The organism is Pelosinus sp. IPA-1, from assembly GCF_030269905.1.
Classification (GTDB): domain Bacteria; phylum Bacillota; class Negativicutes; order DSM-13327; family DSM-13327; genus Pelosinus.
Genome location: NZ_BSVC01000004.1, coordinates 282,354 through 298,190, shown reverse-complemented (window position 1 = coordinate 298,190; position 15,837 = coordinate 282,354). Strand labels below are relative to the sequence as shown.

Annotated in this window: 17 protein-coding genes; all 17 read left to right on the top strand. The window is 36.4% G+C overall.

The annotated features are described in order from the left end of the window. Positions 1–17: 17 nt before the first annotated feature. The 17 genes from QSJ81_RS11190 to larB all read left to right on the top strand — a co-directional run bounded on the left by QSJ81_RS11190 (position 18) and on the right by larB (position 15,833). Positions 18–1,238: a type II secretion system F family protein gene (locus tag QSJ81_RS11190; protein ID WP_285717470.1), complete on the top strand. Its 1,221-nt coding sequence runs from the start codon at positions 18–20 to the stop codon at positions 1,236–1,238. A 26-nt stretch (positions 1,239–1,264) separates the two neighbouring features. After that, positions 1,265–1,645, top strand: a complete 381-nt coding sequence (locus tag QSJ81_RS25700; protein WP_352230880.1) for a type IV pilin protein — start codon at positions 1,265–1,267, stop codon at positions 1,643–1,645. A 100-nt stretch (positions 1,646–1,745) separates the two neighbouring features. Continuing rightward, complete coding sequence (locus QSJ81_RS11180; RefSeq protein ID WP_285717469.1) at positions 1,746–2,489, top strand: prepilin peptidase; 744 nt, start codon at positions 1,746–1,748, stop codon at positions 2,487–2,489. A 17-nt stretch (positions 2,490–2,506) separates the two neighbouring features. Next, the gene (locus QSJ81_RS11175; protein WP_285717468.1) at positions 2,507–2,968 is read left to right on the top strand and encodes a pilus assembly FimT family protein; all 462 of its coding nucleotides are present in this window, start codon (positions 2,507–2,509) and stop codon (positions 2,966–2,968) included. Between the two features lie 15 nt (positions 2,969–2,983). Next, positions 2,984–3,385 carry a type IV pilus modification PilV family protein gene (locus QSJ81_RS11170; RefSeq protein ID WP_285717467.1) on the top strand — a complete coding sequence of 134 codons (402 nt, stop codon included), beginning with the start codon at positions 2,984–2,986 and terminating at the stop codon, positions 3,383–3,385. Positions 3,386–3,417: 32 nt separating this feature from the next. Beyond that, positions 3,418–3,954, top strand: coding sequence for a PilW family protein (locus tag QSJ81_RS11165; protein ID WP_285717466.1), 537 nt, complete (start codon positions 3,418–3,420; stop codon positions 3,952–3,954). After that, positions 3,944–4,996, top strand: a complete 1,053-nt coding sequence (locus tag QSJ81_RS11160; protein WP_285717465.1) for a hypothetical protein — start codon at positions 3,944–3,946, stop codon at positions 4,994–4,996. The genes QSJ81_RS11165 and QSJ81_RS11160 overlap by 11 nt, the downstream gene beginning before the upstream one ends. A 13-nt stretch (positions 4,997–5,009) precedes the next feature. Further along, entirely contained in the window at positions 5,010–5,282 is a 273-nt protein-coding gene (locus QSJ81_RS11155) for a late competence development ComFB family protein (protein WP_285717464.1), read from the top strand. Between the two features lie 9 nt (positions 5,283–5,291). Beyond that, complete coding sequence (gene pilM, locus QSJ81_RS11150) at positions 5,292–6,359, top strand: type IV pilus assembly protein PilM (protein WP_285717463.1); 1,068 nt, start codon at positions 5,292–5,294, stop codon at positions 6,357–6,359. Next, positions 6,356–6,889 (top strand): PilN domain-containing protein, encoded by a 534-nt coding sequence (locus QSJ81_RS11145; RefSeq protein ID WP_285717462.1) that lies wholly within the window; start codon positions 6,356–6,358, stop codon positions 6,887–6,889. The genes pilM and QSJ81_RS11145 overlap by 4 nt, the downstream gene beginning before the upstream one ends. Beyond that, on the top strand, positions 6,889–7,473 hold the full coding sequence (locus QSJ81_RS11140) for a type IV pilus inner membrane component PilO (protein ID WP_285717461.1): 585 nt from the start codon (positions 6,889–6,891) through the stop codon (positions 7,471–7,473). Before QSJ81_RS11145 ends, QSJ81_RS11140 begins: the two co-directional genes overlap by 1 nt. A 269-nt stretch (positions 7,474–7,742) precedes the next feature. After that, positions 7,743–8,273 (top strand): shikimate kinase, encoded by a 531-nt coding sequence (locus QSJ81_RS11135; RefSeq protein ID WP_285717767.1) that lies wholly within the window; start codon positions 7,743–7,745, stop codon positions 8,271–8,273. Then, positions 8,260–9,360 (top strand): 3-dehydroquinate synthase, encoded by a 1,101-nt coding sequence (gene aroB, locus QSJ81_RS11130; RefSeq protein WP_285717460.1) that lies wholly within the window; start codon positions 8,260–8,262, stop codon positions 9,358–9,360. The genes QSJ81_RS11135 and aroB overlap by 14 nt, the downstream gene beginning before the upstream one ends. 119 nt (positions 9,361–9,479) lie before the next feature. Beyond that, positions 9,480–10,613 carry an efflux RND transporter periplasmic adaptor subunit gene (locus QSJ81_RS11125; protein WP_285717459.1) on the top strand — a complete coding sequence of 378 codons (1,134 nt, stop codon included), beginning with the start codon at positions 9,480–9,482 and terminating at the stop codon, positions 10,611–10,613. After that, complete coding sequence (locus QSJ81_RS11120) at positions 10,614–13,703, top strand: efflux RND transporter permease subunit (protein ID WP_285717458.1); 3,090 nt, start codon at positions 10,614–10,616, stop codon at positions 13,701–13,703. A gap of 137 nt (positions 13,704–13,840) precedes the next feature. Next, the gene (locus QSJ81_RS11115) at positions 13,841–14,932 is read left to right on the top strand and encodes an HD-GYP domain-containing protein (RefSeq protein ID WP_285717457.1); all 1,092 of its coding nucleotides are present in this window, start codon (positions 13,841–13,843) and stop codon (positions 14,930–14,932) included. Between the two features lie 148 nt (positions 14,933–15,080). Further along, positions 15,081–15,833, top strand: coding sequence for a nickel pincer cofactor biosynthesis protein LarB (gene larB / locus QSJ81_RS11110; RefSeq protein ID WP_285717456.1), 753 nt, complete (start codon positions 15,081–15,083; stop codon positions 15,831–15,833). Positions 15,834–15,837: the final 4 nt, after the last annotated feature.

The following is a 15,837-nucleotide window of genomic DNA, read 5'->3' as shown; positions in this document are numbered from 1 at the left end:
AAAGTAGGAGATTGTGAGTGGCTATAAACTTTGCCTACAGAGCCAAAGACCGTAATGGACAAGTGCTGACAGGCAGTATTTTGGCGGAGAGCGAACATGCAGTAGCCCTGCACGTTCGTGAAAAAGGCTATTTTATTACTCAGATCAAAGAAGAAGGCAACACTAGTGCAATACGCCATTTTATCGATAACTTACAGCGGATTAGTCTAAAAGAAATAGCTATCTTTTGTCGGTTATTTTCTACAATGATCGATGCAGGTTTACCTCTAGTGTCATGTCTTAATGTGCTCATTGAACAAACTGATCATCTGCGAATGAAAAAAGCCCTCCAGGATGTTTATAAAAAAGTTAAAGAGGGAGAAACATTATCTCGTTCCCTAGGGGATCACCCTCGTATCTTCCCTGGCCTTATGATTAACATGGTAGAAGCAGGGGAGGTTGGTGGGATACTCGACGATGTACTCGGCCGCTTGGCGATTCATTTTGAAAAAGAACACAAAATCAATGAAAAAATCAAATCCGCTTTAACCTATCCTGCAGTTGTAAGTGCTATGGCAGTTTTATCTGTAGTATTTATCCTAACCTTTGTTTTACCCACATTTGTACAAATGTTTGACAATATGAAGATGGAGCTGCCCTTACTAACTCGTATCTTATTAGCAATAAGTGCCTTCCTGCGTAATTATGCTCCTATTCTCTTAATAATCGCTATTGCTAGCGGTTATGGTCTGAAGATTGCCTATCAGCGAGAAGATACGCGCCAATACGTAGATGCCTTAACGTTAAAGATTCCTGTTGTTGGTATGTTGTCTCGAAAAGTTGGTATTGCTCGCTTTAGTCGTACCTTAAGTACCTTACTCCATGGTGGCGTACCTATCATTACTGCCTTAGAAGTGGTTCAAAAAACCATTGGTAATCTTAGTATGACGAGAGCCTTAGGACAAGCACAAAGTGGTATCAAAGAAGGTATGGGACTAGCCGCAACCTTAGCCCAAAGTAAGGTCTTCACTCCTATGGTGATACAGATGGTTTCCATTGGCGAAGAAAGTGGTGCATTAGACAAAATGCTAGAAAAGATTGCCGATTTTTATGAAAATGATATTGATGATGTTATCAGCCGTCTGAGTAGCATAATTGAACCTGTAATTATTGGGGGATTAGGAGTGGTCATTGGTTTAATTGTGATTTCTATCATGATACCACTCTTTGATGTCATAACAAATGTTGGCGCTTTATAATCTTTTTGCTGAAAGGAGGTGAGTATATGTTAATTAAATTAAGACAAAAGATGAGGAATCAGAGAGGTTTTACTCTAGTAGAGTTGATGGTAGTTATTGCCATAATTGGAGTTTTAGCAGCAATTGCTGTACCTAAAATGTCTGGAACAACTGATGCAGCTAAAGTTGCTAAAATTCAGGCCGATCTACGTACTATTGCTAGTGCTGAAGCAGTATACTTTTCACAAAACGGTGCATATGTGAGCACTTTGGCCACACTGAAAACGGCAAATCTACTTGCCGAGGTTCCTGTTCCACCTGCCACTGCAGGTGCATATACAGTTAATACAACTACTGGTGAAGTGACATCTACCTTTGGTACAAAAACATACACATCAAATGGAACATCAAGTATAACTCCTAGTTAGGCTACAATAATCTATAAGCATACTAGATACAAGGGGACACGTCCTCTTGTATCTCTAAGTACAAAAATTAGTAGATATTTTTTATAAAGGAGTAATAGCGTTGCTCACTTTAATAATCATAATGGTTGGTCTTATTATCGGTAGCTTCGTCAACGTCTGCATCTATCGTTTACCGCAAAACCAATCTATCATTACACCTTCTTCTCATTGCATGACGTGCAATACACATCTTAAACCATGGGATCTAATTCCTTTCCTTAGTTATCTTCTATCTCGCGGTCGCTGCCGCTATTGCGGTGTTACTTTTTCATCACGCTATTTTGTCTTAGAAATATTGACAGCAATTCTCTTTGTCTGGTGCCTTTATATATTTGGAGTTTCCCTAGAACTTTTGAAAGCCCTTATTCTTACATCTTTTTTACTTGTTATTACTTTCATTGATTATGATCACCAACTTATTTTAGACAAAGTTTTGCTATGGCTATTTGGGGCTGGTGTTGTTATAAATTTGTGGACAAATAGCCTAGAAATCTGGGACATGATTAGCGCCAGTTTACTTGGTGGTGGAATATTGCTTTTAATTGCCCTAGTCAGCCGTGGTGGCATGGGAGGCGGTGATATTAAGTTTGCTACAGCTCTTGGTATTTGGTTGGGATGGGAATACTTACTACTAACCTTACTATTATCTTTTATATTTGGTGGTGTAGGCGGCTTATTATTATTAGCTTTTAAATTAAAAACCCGTAAGGATTTTATACCCTTTGGTCCCTTTATTGCCTTAGGTGCCTTAGTTAGTACCTTATACGGTAACCAAATTATTACTTGGTATTTGGAACGATTATAATAAGGTGGCTATATCCTATGCAACGAGGTGTAACATTTATTGAACTCCTGCTATGTATTGCTATACTCAGCATTTTTTCTAGTATGGCAGTGCCAACAATTGGCCAATCCTTAGCAAAACAAGAGCTTGAGAATAGCGCTCGTCAATTAGTTGCAGACATTCGTTGGCTTCAGCAAATATCTATAAACTCGGGTGTAGACACGACTGCTTACGTATTACTTTTTAAGTATACGGTTCCGCAGGGCTATTATATTACTGCGAATACCCAAAGAATAAAAAAAGTTGCTTTTCCACCATCAGTAAATTTATCTGGACAGTTTTCTTCTATTTCCTTTAGTTTGAATGGAACACCTAAAAATAGTGCGCAATCAGTTACTCTATATAGCCCTAAACTAAAAGAGTCGAAGTATGTTATTCTTGCGCCAGTCACGGGACGAGTGCGTATTAGTAGCTCTATAAGTACGCAGCCAGAAGAATAAGGGGGAGGTACTCAGATGAATGTTCTGAAAGAAAATCGGGGTTTCATGTTAGCTGATGTGATAATCGCAATTTTTCTTGTCTGTGTAGCCTTAGTACCAATTTCTGGTTTGTTTACGCAATCAATACAGACCAGTGCTGAAGCTGCTGATTATACCCGTGCTGCGAATCTAATACAACAACAATTGGAATTATTAAAAACTAAACCTCCTGAATATTGGGCAGAGCTTGCACTGCCTTGTCAAATACCGTGGCAAGGAAATCGTTTACTACCACCATCAAAGTACACATTGACCTCACAAGCAACTTTATCTACACTAGACAGTCATCTTGTGCAGGTGAATATTATTGCTTCTTGGAAGGAGTGGAATAGGGAGTGCAATCTACAATTTGTTGCATTTTATCCTACCCTTAACTAATAGCATTTTGTTAGCAAAAGAGGTGGTGTTCCATGAAAAAAGCATACCTTACTGTACAAGATGGATTGACTCTCGTAGAATTATTAATTAGTATCACGCTATTGCTTATGTTACTTTCTGGTATCGCAGATTTGTTTTCCGAATCTTTAAGACTTTGGATATTTAATAGAGATCAAGAAAATATTCAGCAAACGGCACGCCTAGCAATGGATAGTATAGGTCGAGAAATACGCTATGCTCAACAAATCACTTTTAAGAGTAAATCCTCTTTACTTATTACCAAACCAAGTGGGGAAAATAACACCTTTCAATTAGGTGGCGGAACTCATTCCAAAACCATATATATTATTATAGATAAAACTAAGACAAAACCTGCAGGTGGTATTTCTCGCAATCCAATAACAGAAAATTTTGTAACCAACTTAGAATTTCTTGCTTATCCGGAGAATGAAAATCCAAAAGCGGTAATGATAACTTTAGAAACAACTGACGAGAATACTGGAGAAAAAAAGCTGCTTCATACAGCCTGTTATCCGCTAAATAAAGGTGGCATGCTTAATGAACAATGAGCGAGGTTCAGCAGCATTGTTAGGAATTATTGCTATGATGTTATTAGGACTAATAGGCATTGGTATGATGACACGCAGTAGAATAGAGTTGGAAGTAGCAACGAATCATCGAGATGGAGTTGCTGCACAATACGTAGCTGAGGCTGGAATACAATGGGCTATTACCAAGCTAAAAATAGATGATGAATTCAAAGGTCAAACTGAGAGCAAGGATTTTATAACCACGTCCGAAATTCTTGGTACGTTATCACCAATTGGAAGTTATAATGTTAAAATAGGACCGGATTCTAAAACTACTAACAAAAATGTACGCCTCATTCGATCCATTGGAACAGTTAATAAAGCAAAGCGCCAAATTAATGTGAAGATACTTTTGCCAGTAGCGAGCAATAGCATTTTTAATAATGCTTTATTCTCTAATACCAATTTAAATGTTATGAACGCTACTATTACTGGATCACTCCGTAGTAATGACAACATTACTTTGAATAAAAATTGTGAAATAATCGGTGATATATTTATTAGGGATTCTACTAAAATAAGTTACAATGAAACAACAATAAATGGTATGATAAACTATAATGTACCAATTATCAAAATACCTGCTTACAATGAAAATGACTATAGGAATAGTAGCCTTTTACCTGATTTTCTTGATGGACAAACTTATACTCTAACTGATAACCTATCATTTGCAAATGACAATTTTATTATGAAAAATAATAGCTACTTACTAGGAAACGGTTTAATCTACGTGAAAAACAATTTTATAATTGATACAAAATCTCAAATGCTTGGCAATATTATGATAGTTGCAGGTGGAAATATTATCATCTCAGATCATGCTATCCTAAACAAAGCTATCTTATTAGCGAAAGGTAATGGGCAAATTGATACGAGTGCAGAAATTACAGGCTGTATTTCTGTTGGTGGAAAGCTTACTGTAGAGAATGCCAAAGTTATTTATGATAACAATATTATACAATTTTTCAATCTACCGACTGACAAAGCAAGTCCTTTTGAGATTATTTGGGATTATTAAGGAGATGTGTACAATGGAACTTAAAAATTATATGGAAAAACTAGTTATGGAAAAACTTGCGATTGTTCTTCAAGCAGACCCTGCTATGTGTACTTGCCAACGGTGCCAGTATGATATTGCCGCTTTAGCTTTGAATGCTTTGCCGACTCGTTATGTTGCGACTTCTACGGGTGAAACCTATACTAAATTAAGCTCATTGGACCAACAATTCCACGTTGATGTCGTATCTGCTCTTACCCAAGCCATTAAAATAGTGAAAAAGCAGCCCCATCATTCGGAAAAATAGGTGAGTATTATGTGGAAAAAGATCGAAAGTTTTTTATTAAAAAAGAACTCAAATACAATTGGCATTGATATTGGTACAGGTGCCATAAAAGTCGTTGAAATCGGATGGACGAAAGGAAACCCTATTTTAAAAAACTTTGGTATTCAAACCTTACCGCCAAAAGTTATTGAAGATGGACGTATCCTTGACAGTTACCTTTTAAGTGATATTCTTAGTAAATTGCTTGCCACTATCAGAATTTCTAGTAAACATGTTGTTATCGCAGTAGGTGGACGAGGAATGTTTGCACGAGAATTGGTTTTCCCTGTTATGACGAAAGAAGAATTACAAGAAGCAATTAAGTGGGATTTAGAAAAATATATACCCTATGCTCCTGAGAGCTATTATTTTGATTTTTCTATAGTAGGTAAGGGTGATATCGAAACGGAAATAAAGGTTTTGTTAGTGGCTGCTCCTCATGAGCTAATTAATAGTCTTACGACTATTATTAGAAGTGTTGACTTAGTACCAGTCGCAGTTGATGTTGAACCACTGGCTTTATATCGTACCTTTATAAATGCTGAAAATGCGATAGTACTTGATATTGGAAAAATGATTTCTCAAGTTACTATATTTCAAAATGGTAGCCCTGCTGTAATCCGCAATATCCCGATTGGCGGAGAACGCATGACTGAGGTAATTATGGAAGTAGAGGAGCTTACAGATGCTGAAGCAGAGCAAGTAAAACAAGGACAGTTTGATTTGATTAACGATAATATGACTGAAAAAGATGCTGAGATAAATCATCAACTAAAGTTACTATTAGCTGAGTTTTGTAGAGATATACGTCGCACTGCTGAATACTACCAATTACAAAATAACGCAGCAATTATTGATAAAATGTATATTACAGGTGGTGGTTCAAAGATGAATAACTTGATTCCTTATTTGGCCACACAGTTAGATTTACCGATCGTATTGCATGACCCATTGGTAAGATTGGAGATCCCGTCCTCTTTTGATAAAACTCACTTACAACAAATAGCACCTCAATTAGGCACTGCAATTGGTTTATCCTTAAGAGGAGGTGAGCGATGAATACCATTAACCTATTACCTTTTAAGGAGCGCCAACCTAAATGGCCAATAAAGCAATTGCTATTTATATCTGTTTTTTTACTACTTTTGCTGTTTAGTAGCTTATATTGTTATAATACTTATAAAATCTGGAGTATTGAAAAAGAACTGCAAGCCACTCGTACCCAATATGAATTATTGCAGCCAACAAGAATCCAGATGATTAATATGGATGCCAAGCAACAATTATTGGATAAAAAAAATAATTTAGTAGTGAACTTAACAAAAGAACGTAGCACCTGGTATTCAATTATACAACATTTAGTAACTATAACACCCCAGGAGTTATGGTTTACTGATTTAGTCAATACGGATAAAGGTGTCGTCTATATTAAAGGTTCAGCAGAAGCCTATCCCGCTGTAGCCCAATTAATGAGAAATTTAGAGAATGATCCTATTTTTACCGAACCAATTTTGAATAAGGTTGAAAGTGATGCAACTTTATCAATAGCTAAATTTGAAATATCGGTAAAGTTTAAGGGGATACAATAATGAAGTCTTTTTCATGGAATAAAACATCAAATAAAGGTAAAGTTATTTTGTTTATCGCAAGTGTAGCAGCTGCAACTTGGCTATTATATTCCTTTTTACTTTTGCCTCAATGGAGTCAAATCGAAGAGTTAACAGCACAATCTAATATAGAACATCAAAAAGTAAAAGTAATTGAGGATTTTTTGTTACTCCATCCAAATGTTGAGCAATTTGCGTTAGAATTAGATAAAAAGTTTACTTATGTTGATGCAATGCTGCCGAATAATCCTGATATTAGTAATTTCCTTATACAAATAGAGCAATTATCGAAGGGATGCGGTGTACATCTTGGTCATGTCAAACCAACGCAAACAACTAATAAAGAAGGCTATAAGGAATACGCTATTGAAATACTGATAAGTGGATCGTTTACACAATCTATGAACTTTTTAAATAAACTTGAAAATGAATTGCGTTTTATAAATGTAAATACCATTTCTATGCAAGCAGGTAAAAACAATTTAGAAAGTAAAATTTCAGCTAAAATTTATAGTTATGGAGTACCTTCTGAAAGCAGTAAAACTACAGATATTAAAAATAATTGAAATAACTTTAGATATATTTACAATTATATAGTAAAATAGTATACACAAGCCTTGAAAAAAGTACAGGCGGTGCTGTTATTAATAGTGAAATTTAATCACGCAATATTAATAACAACATCGCTTGTCTTATTGTTTTCTCTATTTTTCGCTGAGGTGAATTACTATGACAAAAATTATTACTATAGGTAGACTTTATAGACAAGCATCAAAAGAATTGTCAATTGATATAACGATTAATAACTGTTACCAACGAGTTTGTAGGTAATATGATGAAAAATATTGTATTGATAGGTTTTATGGGAACAGGGAAAACAACGATTGGTAGACTCTTGGCCAATCGCCTAGGTCGCCCCTTTATTGATAGCGACAAGAAAATTGAATATGAAAATGGTATGAGCATTCGTGAAATCTTTAATGCTTACGGCGAAACATACTTTCGACAACAAGAAAGGTCAATGATCGCTCGCTTATCCCACTATAATAGTACTGTTATTGCAGCTGGTGGTGGTGTGGTGCTATCAACCGAGAATATGGTTCGTTTAAAACGAAATGGTGTTATTATCGCCCTCACTGCTTCTACCGAAACCATTCTAGAAAGAACGGGTAGACGCAATACTCGTCCATTACTTGATGATTTTGAAAAACGAGAGCAAATTGTTAATAAGTTACTGAAAGAGCGGATGGAACTATATCAGAAAGCAGATTGTCATATTGATACGAGTAATAGTTCACCACAACAGGTAATTAACGAAATCATGTTTTTTTTACGGCAGGGAGGTTATTTGCGTGGCAGAAGTTAATGTAAATTTAGGAAACAGAAGTTACAAAATCTTTATTGATGTGGCAAACAAGAAAATAATTGCTACACTTATGCAAAATATGAAAGTAAATCAAAAAGTTCTAATTGTTTCAGATCAGAATGTAGGAAATCTTTATGGGGTGGAACTAAAAAAGCAATTACAGCAATCTGGTTTTATCGTAGAGCTACATTGTATTTCACCAGGGGAACACTCAAAATGCCTCGATACAGCTATGGAATTGTACACAAAAGCCATAGTTTTAGGGCTTGACCGTAATTCAACTATACTTGCATTGGGTGGTGGAGTAGTTGGTGATTTATCAGGTTTCGTAGCAGCTACTTATCTTAGAGGTATTCCTTTTATTCAAGTACCAACATCATTGCTTTCGCAAGTAGATTCAAGTGTCGGGGGAAAGGTTGCAGTTAATCATCCCCTAGGGAAAAATCTAATTGGTGCTTTTTATCAACCCAAAGCTGTAGTAATTGATATTGATTGCCTGCATACGTTACCCGATAGAGAGTTATTCACTGGCCTAGCAGAAGTCATTAAATGCGGTGTCATCGCGGATAAAAACTTCTTTATGTATCTGAATAATAATGTACAACAAATTTTGGACAAAGAGCCAGATGCCTTAACCGAAATTATCCGTAGATCTTGTGAAATAAAGGCCAGGGTGGTAGAACAAGATGAGCAAGAGAGCTCATTGCGAGCTATTTTAAATTTTGGGCATACAATTGGCCATGCTATTGAGGCTAATACGAGCTTTTCCATCTATAATCACGGCGAGGCTGTAGCCATTGGCATGTATGGTGCAGCGTTAATTAGCAAATATCTTGGCTTGTGCAGTGAGATGACTGTTGCCAATTTAAAAGATACTATTAGTAAATTCAAATTACCATTATCTGCACCTGAATGTAACATAACCGAATTATTTGCACTTTTATATAGAGATAAAAAGGTAGTTGATAATAAGATTAATTGGGTATTGCTGAATGAGATTGGGCAGGTCAGTATCTGTAAGCAAGTTCCTGAAGATGTTGTCATTCGTGTCTTAAAAGAAATTACAGTTCCCAATAAAATATGCTAGATTTTAAAATAAGTAATAATTAAAATTATTACTTATTTTTTTTAGTTAATAAACAGGAACATATTCATTCAAATCGAATTAACTATAAGGATATGCAACTTTTTATGGAGGTTATAGTAGTGAATGCAAAAAAGAAAAAGGTTCTCTTTATTACAGGTTTCGTAGTACTCGCTTTCTTAGGTATTATCTCATACCGAATCTATGACAATGTTTCCGCCAACAAAGAACGTGCAATCAAAGGTTCCCAAGGACGTGGCGCAGCCGTCGAAACAGGAGTAGTAACAAGACGAGACATTACTCCTACTTTAACATTTTCAGCTAATCTTGAACCCTTATGGAATGCAGATATTTCGCCTAAAGTAGATGGTAGAGTTGATAAACTTTACGTTGATGAAGGGGATACTGTAACTGCAGGTATGATAATTGGTGTGCTTGATACGAATGAGCTAGCAGCACAAGTTATGCAAGCCGAAGGTAATTTACTTTCGAATCAGGCAAGTTTGGAACAAGCCGAATTAGACTTATCTAGAGCACAGGCGCTAGCAAATCAAGGAGCTGTATCAGCACAATCATTAGATACAGCTCGTACAAAAAGAGATTTAGCGATTGGACAAGTACGTTCAGCAGAAGGTAATGTTGTTTTATTGCAGGCTCGTTTAGACAATGCAAATATTATAGCACCGCGCAGTGGGATTGTTTTAAAACGTTACATACAAGCTGGCTCATATGCAAAAGCTGGTGCACAAATCGTAAGTATCGCTGATGTCTCATCTTTATTGGGTAAGGCTACACTTGGTGAATCTGAACTTAGTGAAATTGCAGTTGGCTTACAAGTTAAAATCATAGTAAATGCTTTACAAGATAAGGAATACATCGGAACGATCACTCGTATCTCTCCGGCAGCTACTTTGCCAGCTCGAACATTTACCGCAGAAATTACAATTCCTAATACTTCTGGGATATTGAAACCTGGTTTATTTAGTAAAATAGTAATTCCTGGTACAGTCCATAAAAATGCATTAGTTGTCCCTGAAAGTGCATTAGTCATGCGTGAAGATCAAAAGACAGTCTATGTGGTAACAAATGAAAATAAAGTCCAACAACGCGTTCTAAAATTAGGATATGTAGGTGAGGGCTGGGCTGAAGTATTAGCAGGCTTAAACGATGGTGAACGCATTGTAATTGCAGGACAAAATAAATTAAAAGATGGTTCCACTATAACTGCTCCTAGTGGCAAAGAGGGTGGAAACTAAATGATTGATACATTTATTAAGCGGCCTGTATTTACTACGATGATCGTTATGCTACTCGTAGTATTTGGTTTAGGTGCTTATCCTACCTTGGGAATTGATTTAAACCCAGATGTTGAGTTTCCTATTGTTACTGTAACCATAACTTACACAGGTGCTTCACCAGAAGAAATGGAAAGCCTAATTACTAAACCAGTGGAAGACGCAGTTAGTTCCGTTTCCGGAATAAAATCTTTATCCTCAGTTTCTCGTGAAGGTACCTCTCAAGTCACTTTAGAATTTGAGTTTGGAACAAATCCCAAATTAGCGGCTAATGAGATTAGAGAAAAAGTGGCAGGGGTCCGTAAAAGATTACCTGATCAAATTGACGAACCTGTTGTACAACGTTTCGATATTACGGCGCAATCCATTGTTTATTTTAGTTTAGCCTCTGATACTCGTAGTCGTGGTGAAATACGTAAATTGGCCATTGATGTTGTAAAAGATGAATTACAACGCATGGACGGAGTAGCGCAAGTAGACGTTTTTGGTGCCACGGATCGGGAAATTCATATTTTTATTGACCCTAAAAAAATAGAATCTTATAATATTTCTTTCCAACAAATCCGTGATGCAATTAATGACCAAAACTTAAATACTCCTGGTGGTAAAGTAAACGAAAAAGGTACCGAATTAACGGTACGTACAATGGGCAAATATAAAAGCGTAGATGAGATTAAGAATATAATTGTAGCAAATCAAGACGGCCGTCTTATTACCTTAAAGGACGTTGTTACAATTGAAGATGGCTGGGCCGAAGAACGTGTTTACGCACATACAAATGGTACACCTAGTGTAATTATTTCTGTGCAAAAACAATCCGGTACAAATACAGTAGATGTGGCAGAACGAGTAAAAAGGGCTATGGAAAACATGCAGACGAATGTCTTACCACAAGATATTAAAGTTTCTATTGTCCGAGATAGCTCCAAGTATATTCGTAGTAGTGTGGAAGATGTTATGGTATCACTACTCTTTGGTGGCTTATTGGCAGTGGTAATTACATTTCTCTTCTTACAAAATACTCGTGCAACAATGATTGGAGCCATTGCCATCCCAACCTCTATCATAGCGACTTTCTTTGCTATGAAGGTAATGGGCTTTACTCTTAATAATATGTCACTCATGGGGCTTAGTTTAGCAGTAGGGATTTTGATTGATGATGCTATTGTTGTCATTGAAAATATCTTCCGTCATATGGAAGATGGTCTATCACCTATGGAGGCTGCTAGAATCGGTACTACTGAAATCTCTTTGGCAGTAGTTGCTACTACTTTATCGATTTTAGCCGTGTTTGTTCCTGTAGGTAATATGGGCGAAATCATAGGCCAATTTTTTAAACAGTTTGGTATTACCGTTGCTTTTGCAGTAGCTTTTTCCTTATTTGTAGCTTTTACTTTAACTCCTACCTTAGCCGCTTACTGGCTAAAAAACAATCATGGTGAATCACTACAAAGCCGCTGGAGTTGGCTGCAAAAAATCCTTGATGTTTGGGAGACTGGCTTCCTTTCCTTAAGAGATAACTACAAATTAATTCTTCAATGGGCCCTAAAACGTCCGAAGAAATTAGTTGCATTAGCTGTATTGTCCTTGTTCCTTAACGGACTTTTATTGCCGTTTATAGGTGTTGAGTTTCAGCCTACTTACGATTCTGGAGAGTTCAACGTGATGTTAACTGCATCCTCTGGCACATCTATGGAAAAAATGAAGGAGCTTGTAGAGCCAATCGAAAAAGAAGTATTATCTATTCCGGAACTAGAATCTGCGTTTGTTTTGATTGGCACAAACCGGCAATTAAATAAAGTAAACATTGGTATACGACTAATCGACAGTGCTGATAGATCGCGATCTATGTCTCAAATCATGGATCAATTAAGAATCAAATTCCGCACAGTCAAAAATTTAAAGGTTGCAGTACAATCTAACCAAGGTATAGGTAGAGGGGATTCTCGCCCTGTCCAGGTGGGCATTAGGGGACCTGAATTAGAGGTCTTAAACCGTAGTGCTTTTGATTTAGCAGAAGCCATTAAACAAATTTCTGGTACAACAGATGTAGATATCTCAAGTGACCAATCTGAACCAGAAGTACAAGTTAAATTAGACCCTGTCAGAGCAGCTGAGCTAGGGATTAATAGCACTATTGCCGGGGAGGTCATTCAGATGGCATTTCTCGGAATCACAACTAAGAATCAATACAATGTAGCAGACAGTGATTATGATATTCGTGTGCAGATGCAGCCTAGCAATCGATTAAGTATGTCTGATGTAGCCAACTTACGAATATCATCTAAAACGGGCGGATTTGTCCGGCTTGCAGACATTGCTGACGTAAAGTTTTCATCTGGACCTACCCAAATTGACCGCGAGTCTCGACAAAGGCAAGTTATCGTTTATGCAAATACAGTAGGGGTATCTACAGGTGAAGTTCTCACAAAGATTAAAGAAATTATTCCATCGATCAATTTGCCCTTAGGTTATACCTATAAATTTGTAGGACAAGCGCAGATGATGCAGGACTCTTTCAAAGAAATTGGTAAAGCGTTACTATTAGCTATTGTACTTATCTATATGGTACTGGCTGCAGAGTTTGAAAGCTTTATCCATCCCTTGACGATTATGCTATCACTACCTTTTTCACTTGTTGGTGCCGTTCTAGGCCTTTTGATTTCAGGTAAAACAATTAATATGATGTCTTTAATTGGTATTATCATGTTAATGGGCCTAGTTACGAAAAATGCGATATTGCTAATTGATCACACAATACAGTTACGTAATAACGGTATGTCAATCCAGGATGCTTTGGTCGAAGCTGGAGTTTTAAGATTGCGACCAATTCTCATGACTACAATGGCCATGATTTTTGGTATGATGCCAGTGGCATTAGGTTTAGGAGCGGGTGCCGAATTACGCTCTTCAATGGGCGTAGTACTTATTGGCGGTTTAATAACATCCACTTTCTTAACTTTAATCATTGTTCCACTAGTGTATTTTTTAATTGATCAAATGCAGCAGTACTTTAGGAGAAGCAAAACAGAGAAGAACATTAATTTATAAAATGTTGTAAATTCATCTAAGTAATCGCCTAATATTGGCGGTTACTTTTTTGTTTTTATTAATATTATATAATATCCAATATTTTCATTGAAATAGAAGGGAATTGTGAAATTTATGTAGAATTAACATAAAGAAAATTGGGCTTACTACTACATGAAGATAAAGCATACCCTAGATGGGAGGTAACGAAGATTCAACAAAAGTTGTTAAATGATGTCAAAGCGGGAATGATTTTAGCAGAAGATGTAATTGATCAGTATGGTAGAATACTTGTGGCGTCAGGAATGACATTAAAAAACGAAATAATTAATCTACTTATTAAACACGAAATTGATTCTGTTTATGTATGTGACCATAAGTTTACAAACCGTGAGATTAACGAGCTTCGCGATTTAATAAGTATGGACACTAGGTTGCAGCTAATTTCTAATGTAGAAAACGCCTTTACCAGTTCTGACGGCTTAGCTAAACATTTAACACAATTGCAAAATTATATAGAAGACATTGTCTCTACATTAGCTAGTAATAAGGATATTCTAATGTATTTAAATGATGTTAACTGCGCAAGTGATTATTTGTTTATGCATAGTGTCAATGTAGGAATATTTTCTATCATTATTGGCATTGCAATGGAATTACCGTATGAAGAATTATGTATTTTAGGCATGGGCGGATTACTACATGACTTTGGGAAAACAAGAATTACAAAAGAAATTCTTGATAAACAAGAGAAATTAACTGTAGAAGAGTTTAATGAAATTAAGCAACATGCATCCCTTGGCTATAATGTATTAAAAGTAGATACACAACTCGACTATCGAATTAATTTTATGGCATTACAGCATCATGAGCGATGCGATGGCAGCGGATATCCTTGGGGGATCCCCAAATTGCAAATACATCCATTAGCACGAATTGTTGCAGTGGCAGATGTTTATGATGCATTAACAACAAATCGAGTCTATCGTTCACGACTTACTTCATTTGAGGCAATGGAAATAATAAATAAAGGTAATAAAGTATATTTTGATGAAAATGTAATTGAAGCCTTCAATGCAGTGGCTATTCCTTATCAGATTGATAGTGAAGTCAAACTTACCAATGGTTTAAACGGCAAAGTGTTCGGGCTTAATAGTAGTGATTTAACTCGTCCGCTTATTTCCACGCCAGTTGGAATAGTGAATTTATTACATGAACCTAATATTGGAATCATTGCTACAAGTTACTGAAACTTGGCTAAAGGCCAAGTTTTCTGTATTATATTGTCTTATTTGAACAAATTCTTAAGTTTTTTCCTTCTTAGTCATACTTAAAAGTAAAAAGTGATATAATAGGAAACAATCTTATTAATAATTGAATAAATAATAAGGAGATAACATGGATATCAATAGCCTACGCAATGTATTAGAAGAATTTCATGCTAGTCGATTATCTTTGGATGAGGCAGTGGACAAGCTTAAAATTTTACCATATGAAGATTTAGATTTTGTAAAGATTGATCACCATCGTATGATTCGGCAGGGATTTCCTGAAGTAATCTTTTGTCAAGGAAAGACAGCCGAGCAAGTGGCAACTATAATGAAAAGTTTATCGAGACATAATCAAAATGTTTTAGCTACTAGAGCAACAGCGGATATGTATTCTGCTGTAAAAAAAGTTGTACCTGACGCACAGTATTATGAAGTAGCGAAAATAATTTTTGTTAAACATGATACCATCGAACCTGATGATGAACGATTTATACTAGTTATGACAGCAGGAACCAGTGATATTCCTGTAGCTGAGGAAGCTGCTGTTACTGCAGAAATTATGGGTAATAAAGTAGAACGTGTTTATGACGTCGGGGTAGCCGGCATTCATCGCTTATTTTCCCAGCAGCAGGTCATCCAAAGGGCGAATGTTATTATCGTTGCTGCAGGTATGGAGGGGGCGTTAGTTAGTGTCGTTGGAGGGATGGTGGCCAAGCCAGTCATAGCTTTACCTACTAGTGTTGGTTATGGTGCTAACTTTAATGGTCTAGCAGCTTTATTAAGTATGTTAAATAGTTGTGCCGCCGGTGTATCCGTTGTGAATATTGATAATGGATTTGGTGCAGGACGATTGGCAAGTATTATTAATAAGATGAGGTGATATC

Bases quoted from the DNA above. Each gene is read 5' to 3' on its own strand.
- QSJ81_RS25700 (WP_352230880.1), top strand. From the start codon at position 1,265: ATGTTAATTAAATTAAGACAAAAGATGAGGAATCAGAGAGGTTTTACT.
- QSJ81_RS11160 (WP_285717465.1), top strand. From the start codon at position 3,944: ATGAACAATGAGCGAGGTTCAGCAGCATTGTTAGGAATTATTGCTATG.
- QSJ81_RS11120 (WP_285717458.1), top strand. From the start codon at position 10,614: ATGATTGATACATTTATTAAGCGGCCTGTATTTACTACGATGATCGTT.
- QSJ81_RS11170 (WP_285717467.1), top strand. From the start codon at position 2,984: ATGAATGTTCTGAAAGAAAATCGGGGTTTCATGTTAGCTGATGTGATA.
- QSJ81_RS11145 (WP_285717462.1), top strand. From the start codon at position 6,356: ATGAATACCATTAACCTATTACCTTTTAAGGAGCGCCAACCTAAATGG.
- pilM (WP_285717463.1), top strand. From the start codon at position 5,292: ATGTGGAAAAAGATCGAAAGTTTTTTATTAAAAAAGAACTCAAATACA.
- QSJ81_RS11155 (WP_285717464.1), top strand. From the start codon at position 5,010: ATGGAACTTAAAAATTATATGGAAAAACTAGTTATGGAAAAACTTGCG.
- QSJ81_RS11175 (WP_285717468.1), top strand. From the start codon at position 2,507: ATGCAACGAGGTGTAACATTTATTGAACTCCTGCTATGTATTGCTATA.
- larB (WP_285717456.1), top strand. From the start codon at position 15,081: ATGGATATCAATAGCCTACGCAATGTATTAGAAGAATTTCATGCTAGT.
- QSJ81_RS11165 (WP_285717466.1), top strand. From the start codon at position 3,418: ATGAAAAAAGCATACCTTACTGTACAAGATGGATTGACTCTCGTAGAA.
- QSJ81_RS11140 (WP_285717461.1), top strand. From the start codon at position 6,889: ATGAAGTCTTTTTCATGGAATAAAACATCAAATAAAGGTAAAGTTATT.
- QSJ81_RS11135 (WP_285717767.1), top strand. From the start codon at position 7,743: ATGAAAAATATTGTATTGATAGGTTTTATGGGAACAGGGAAAACAACG.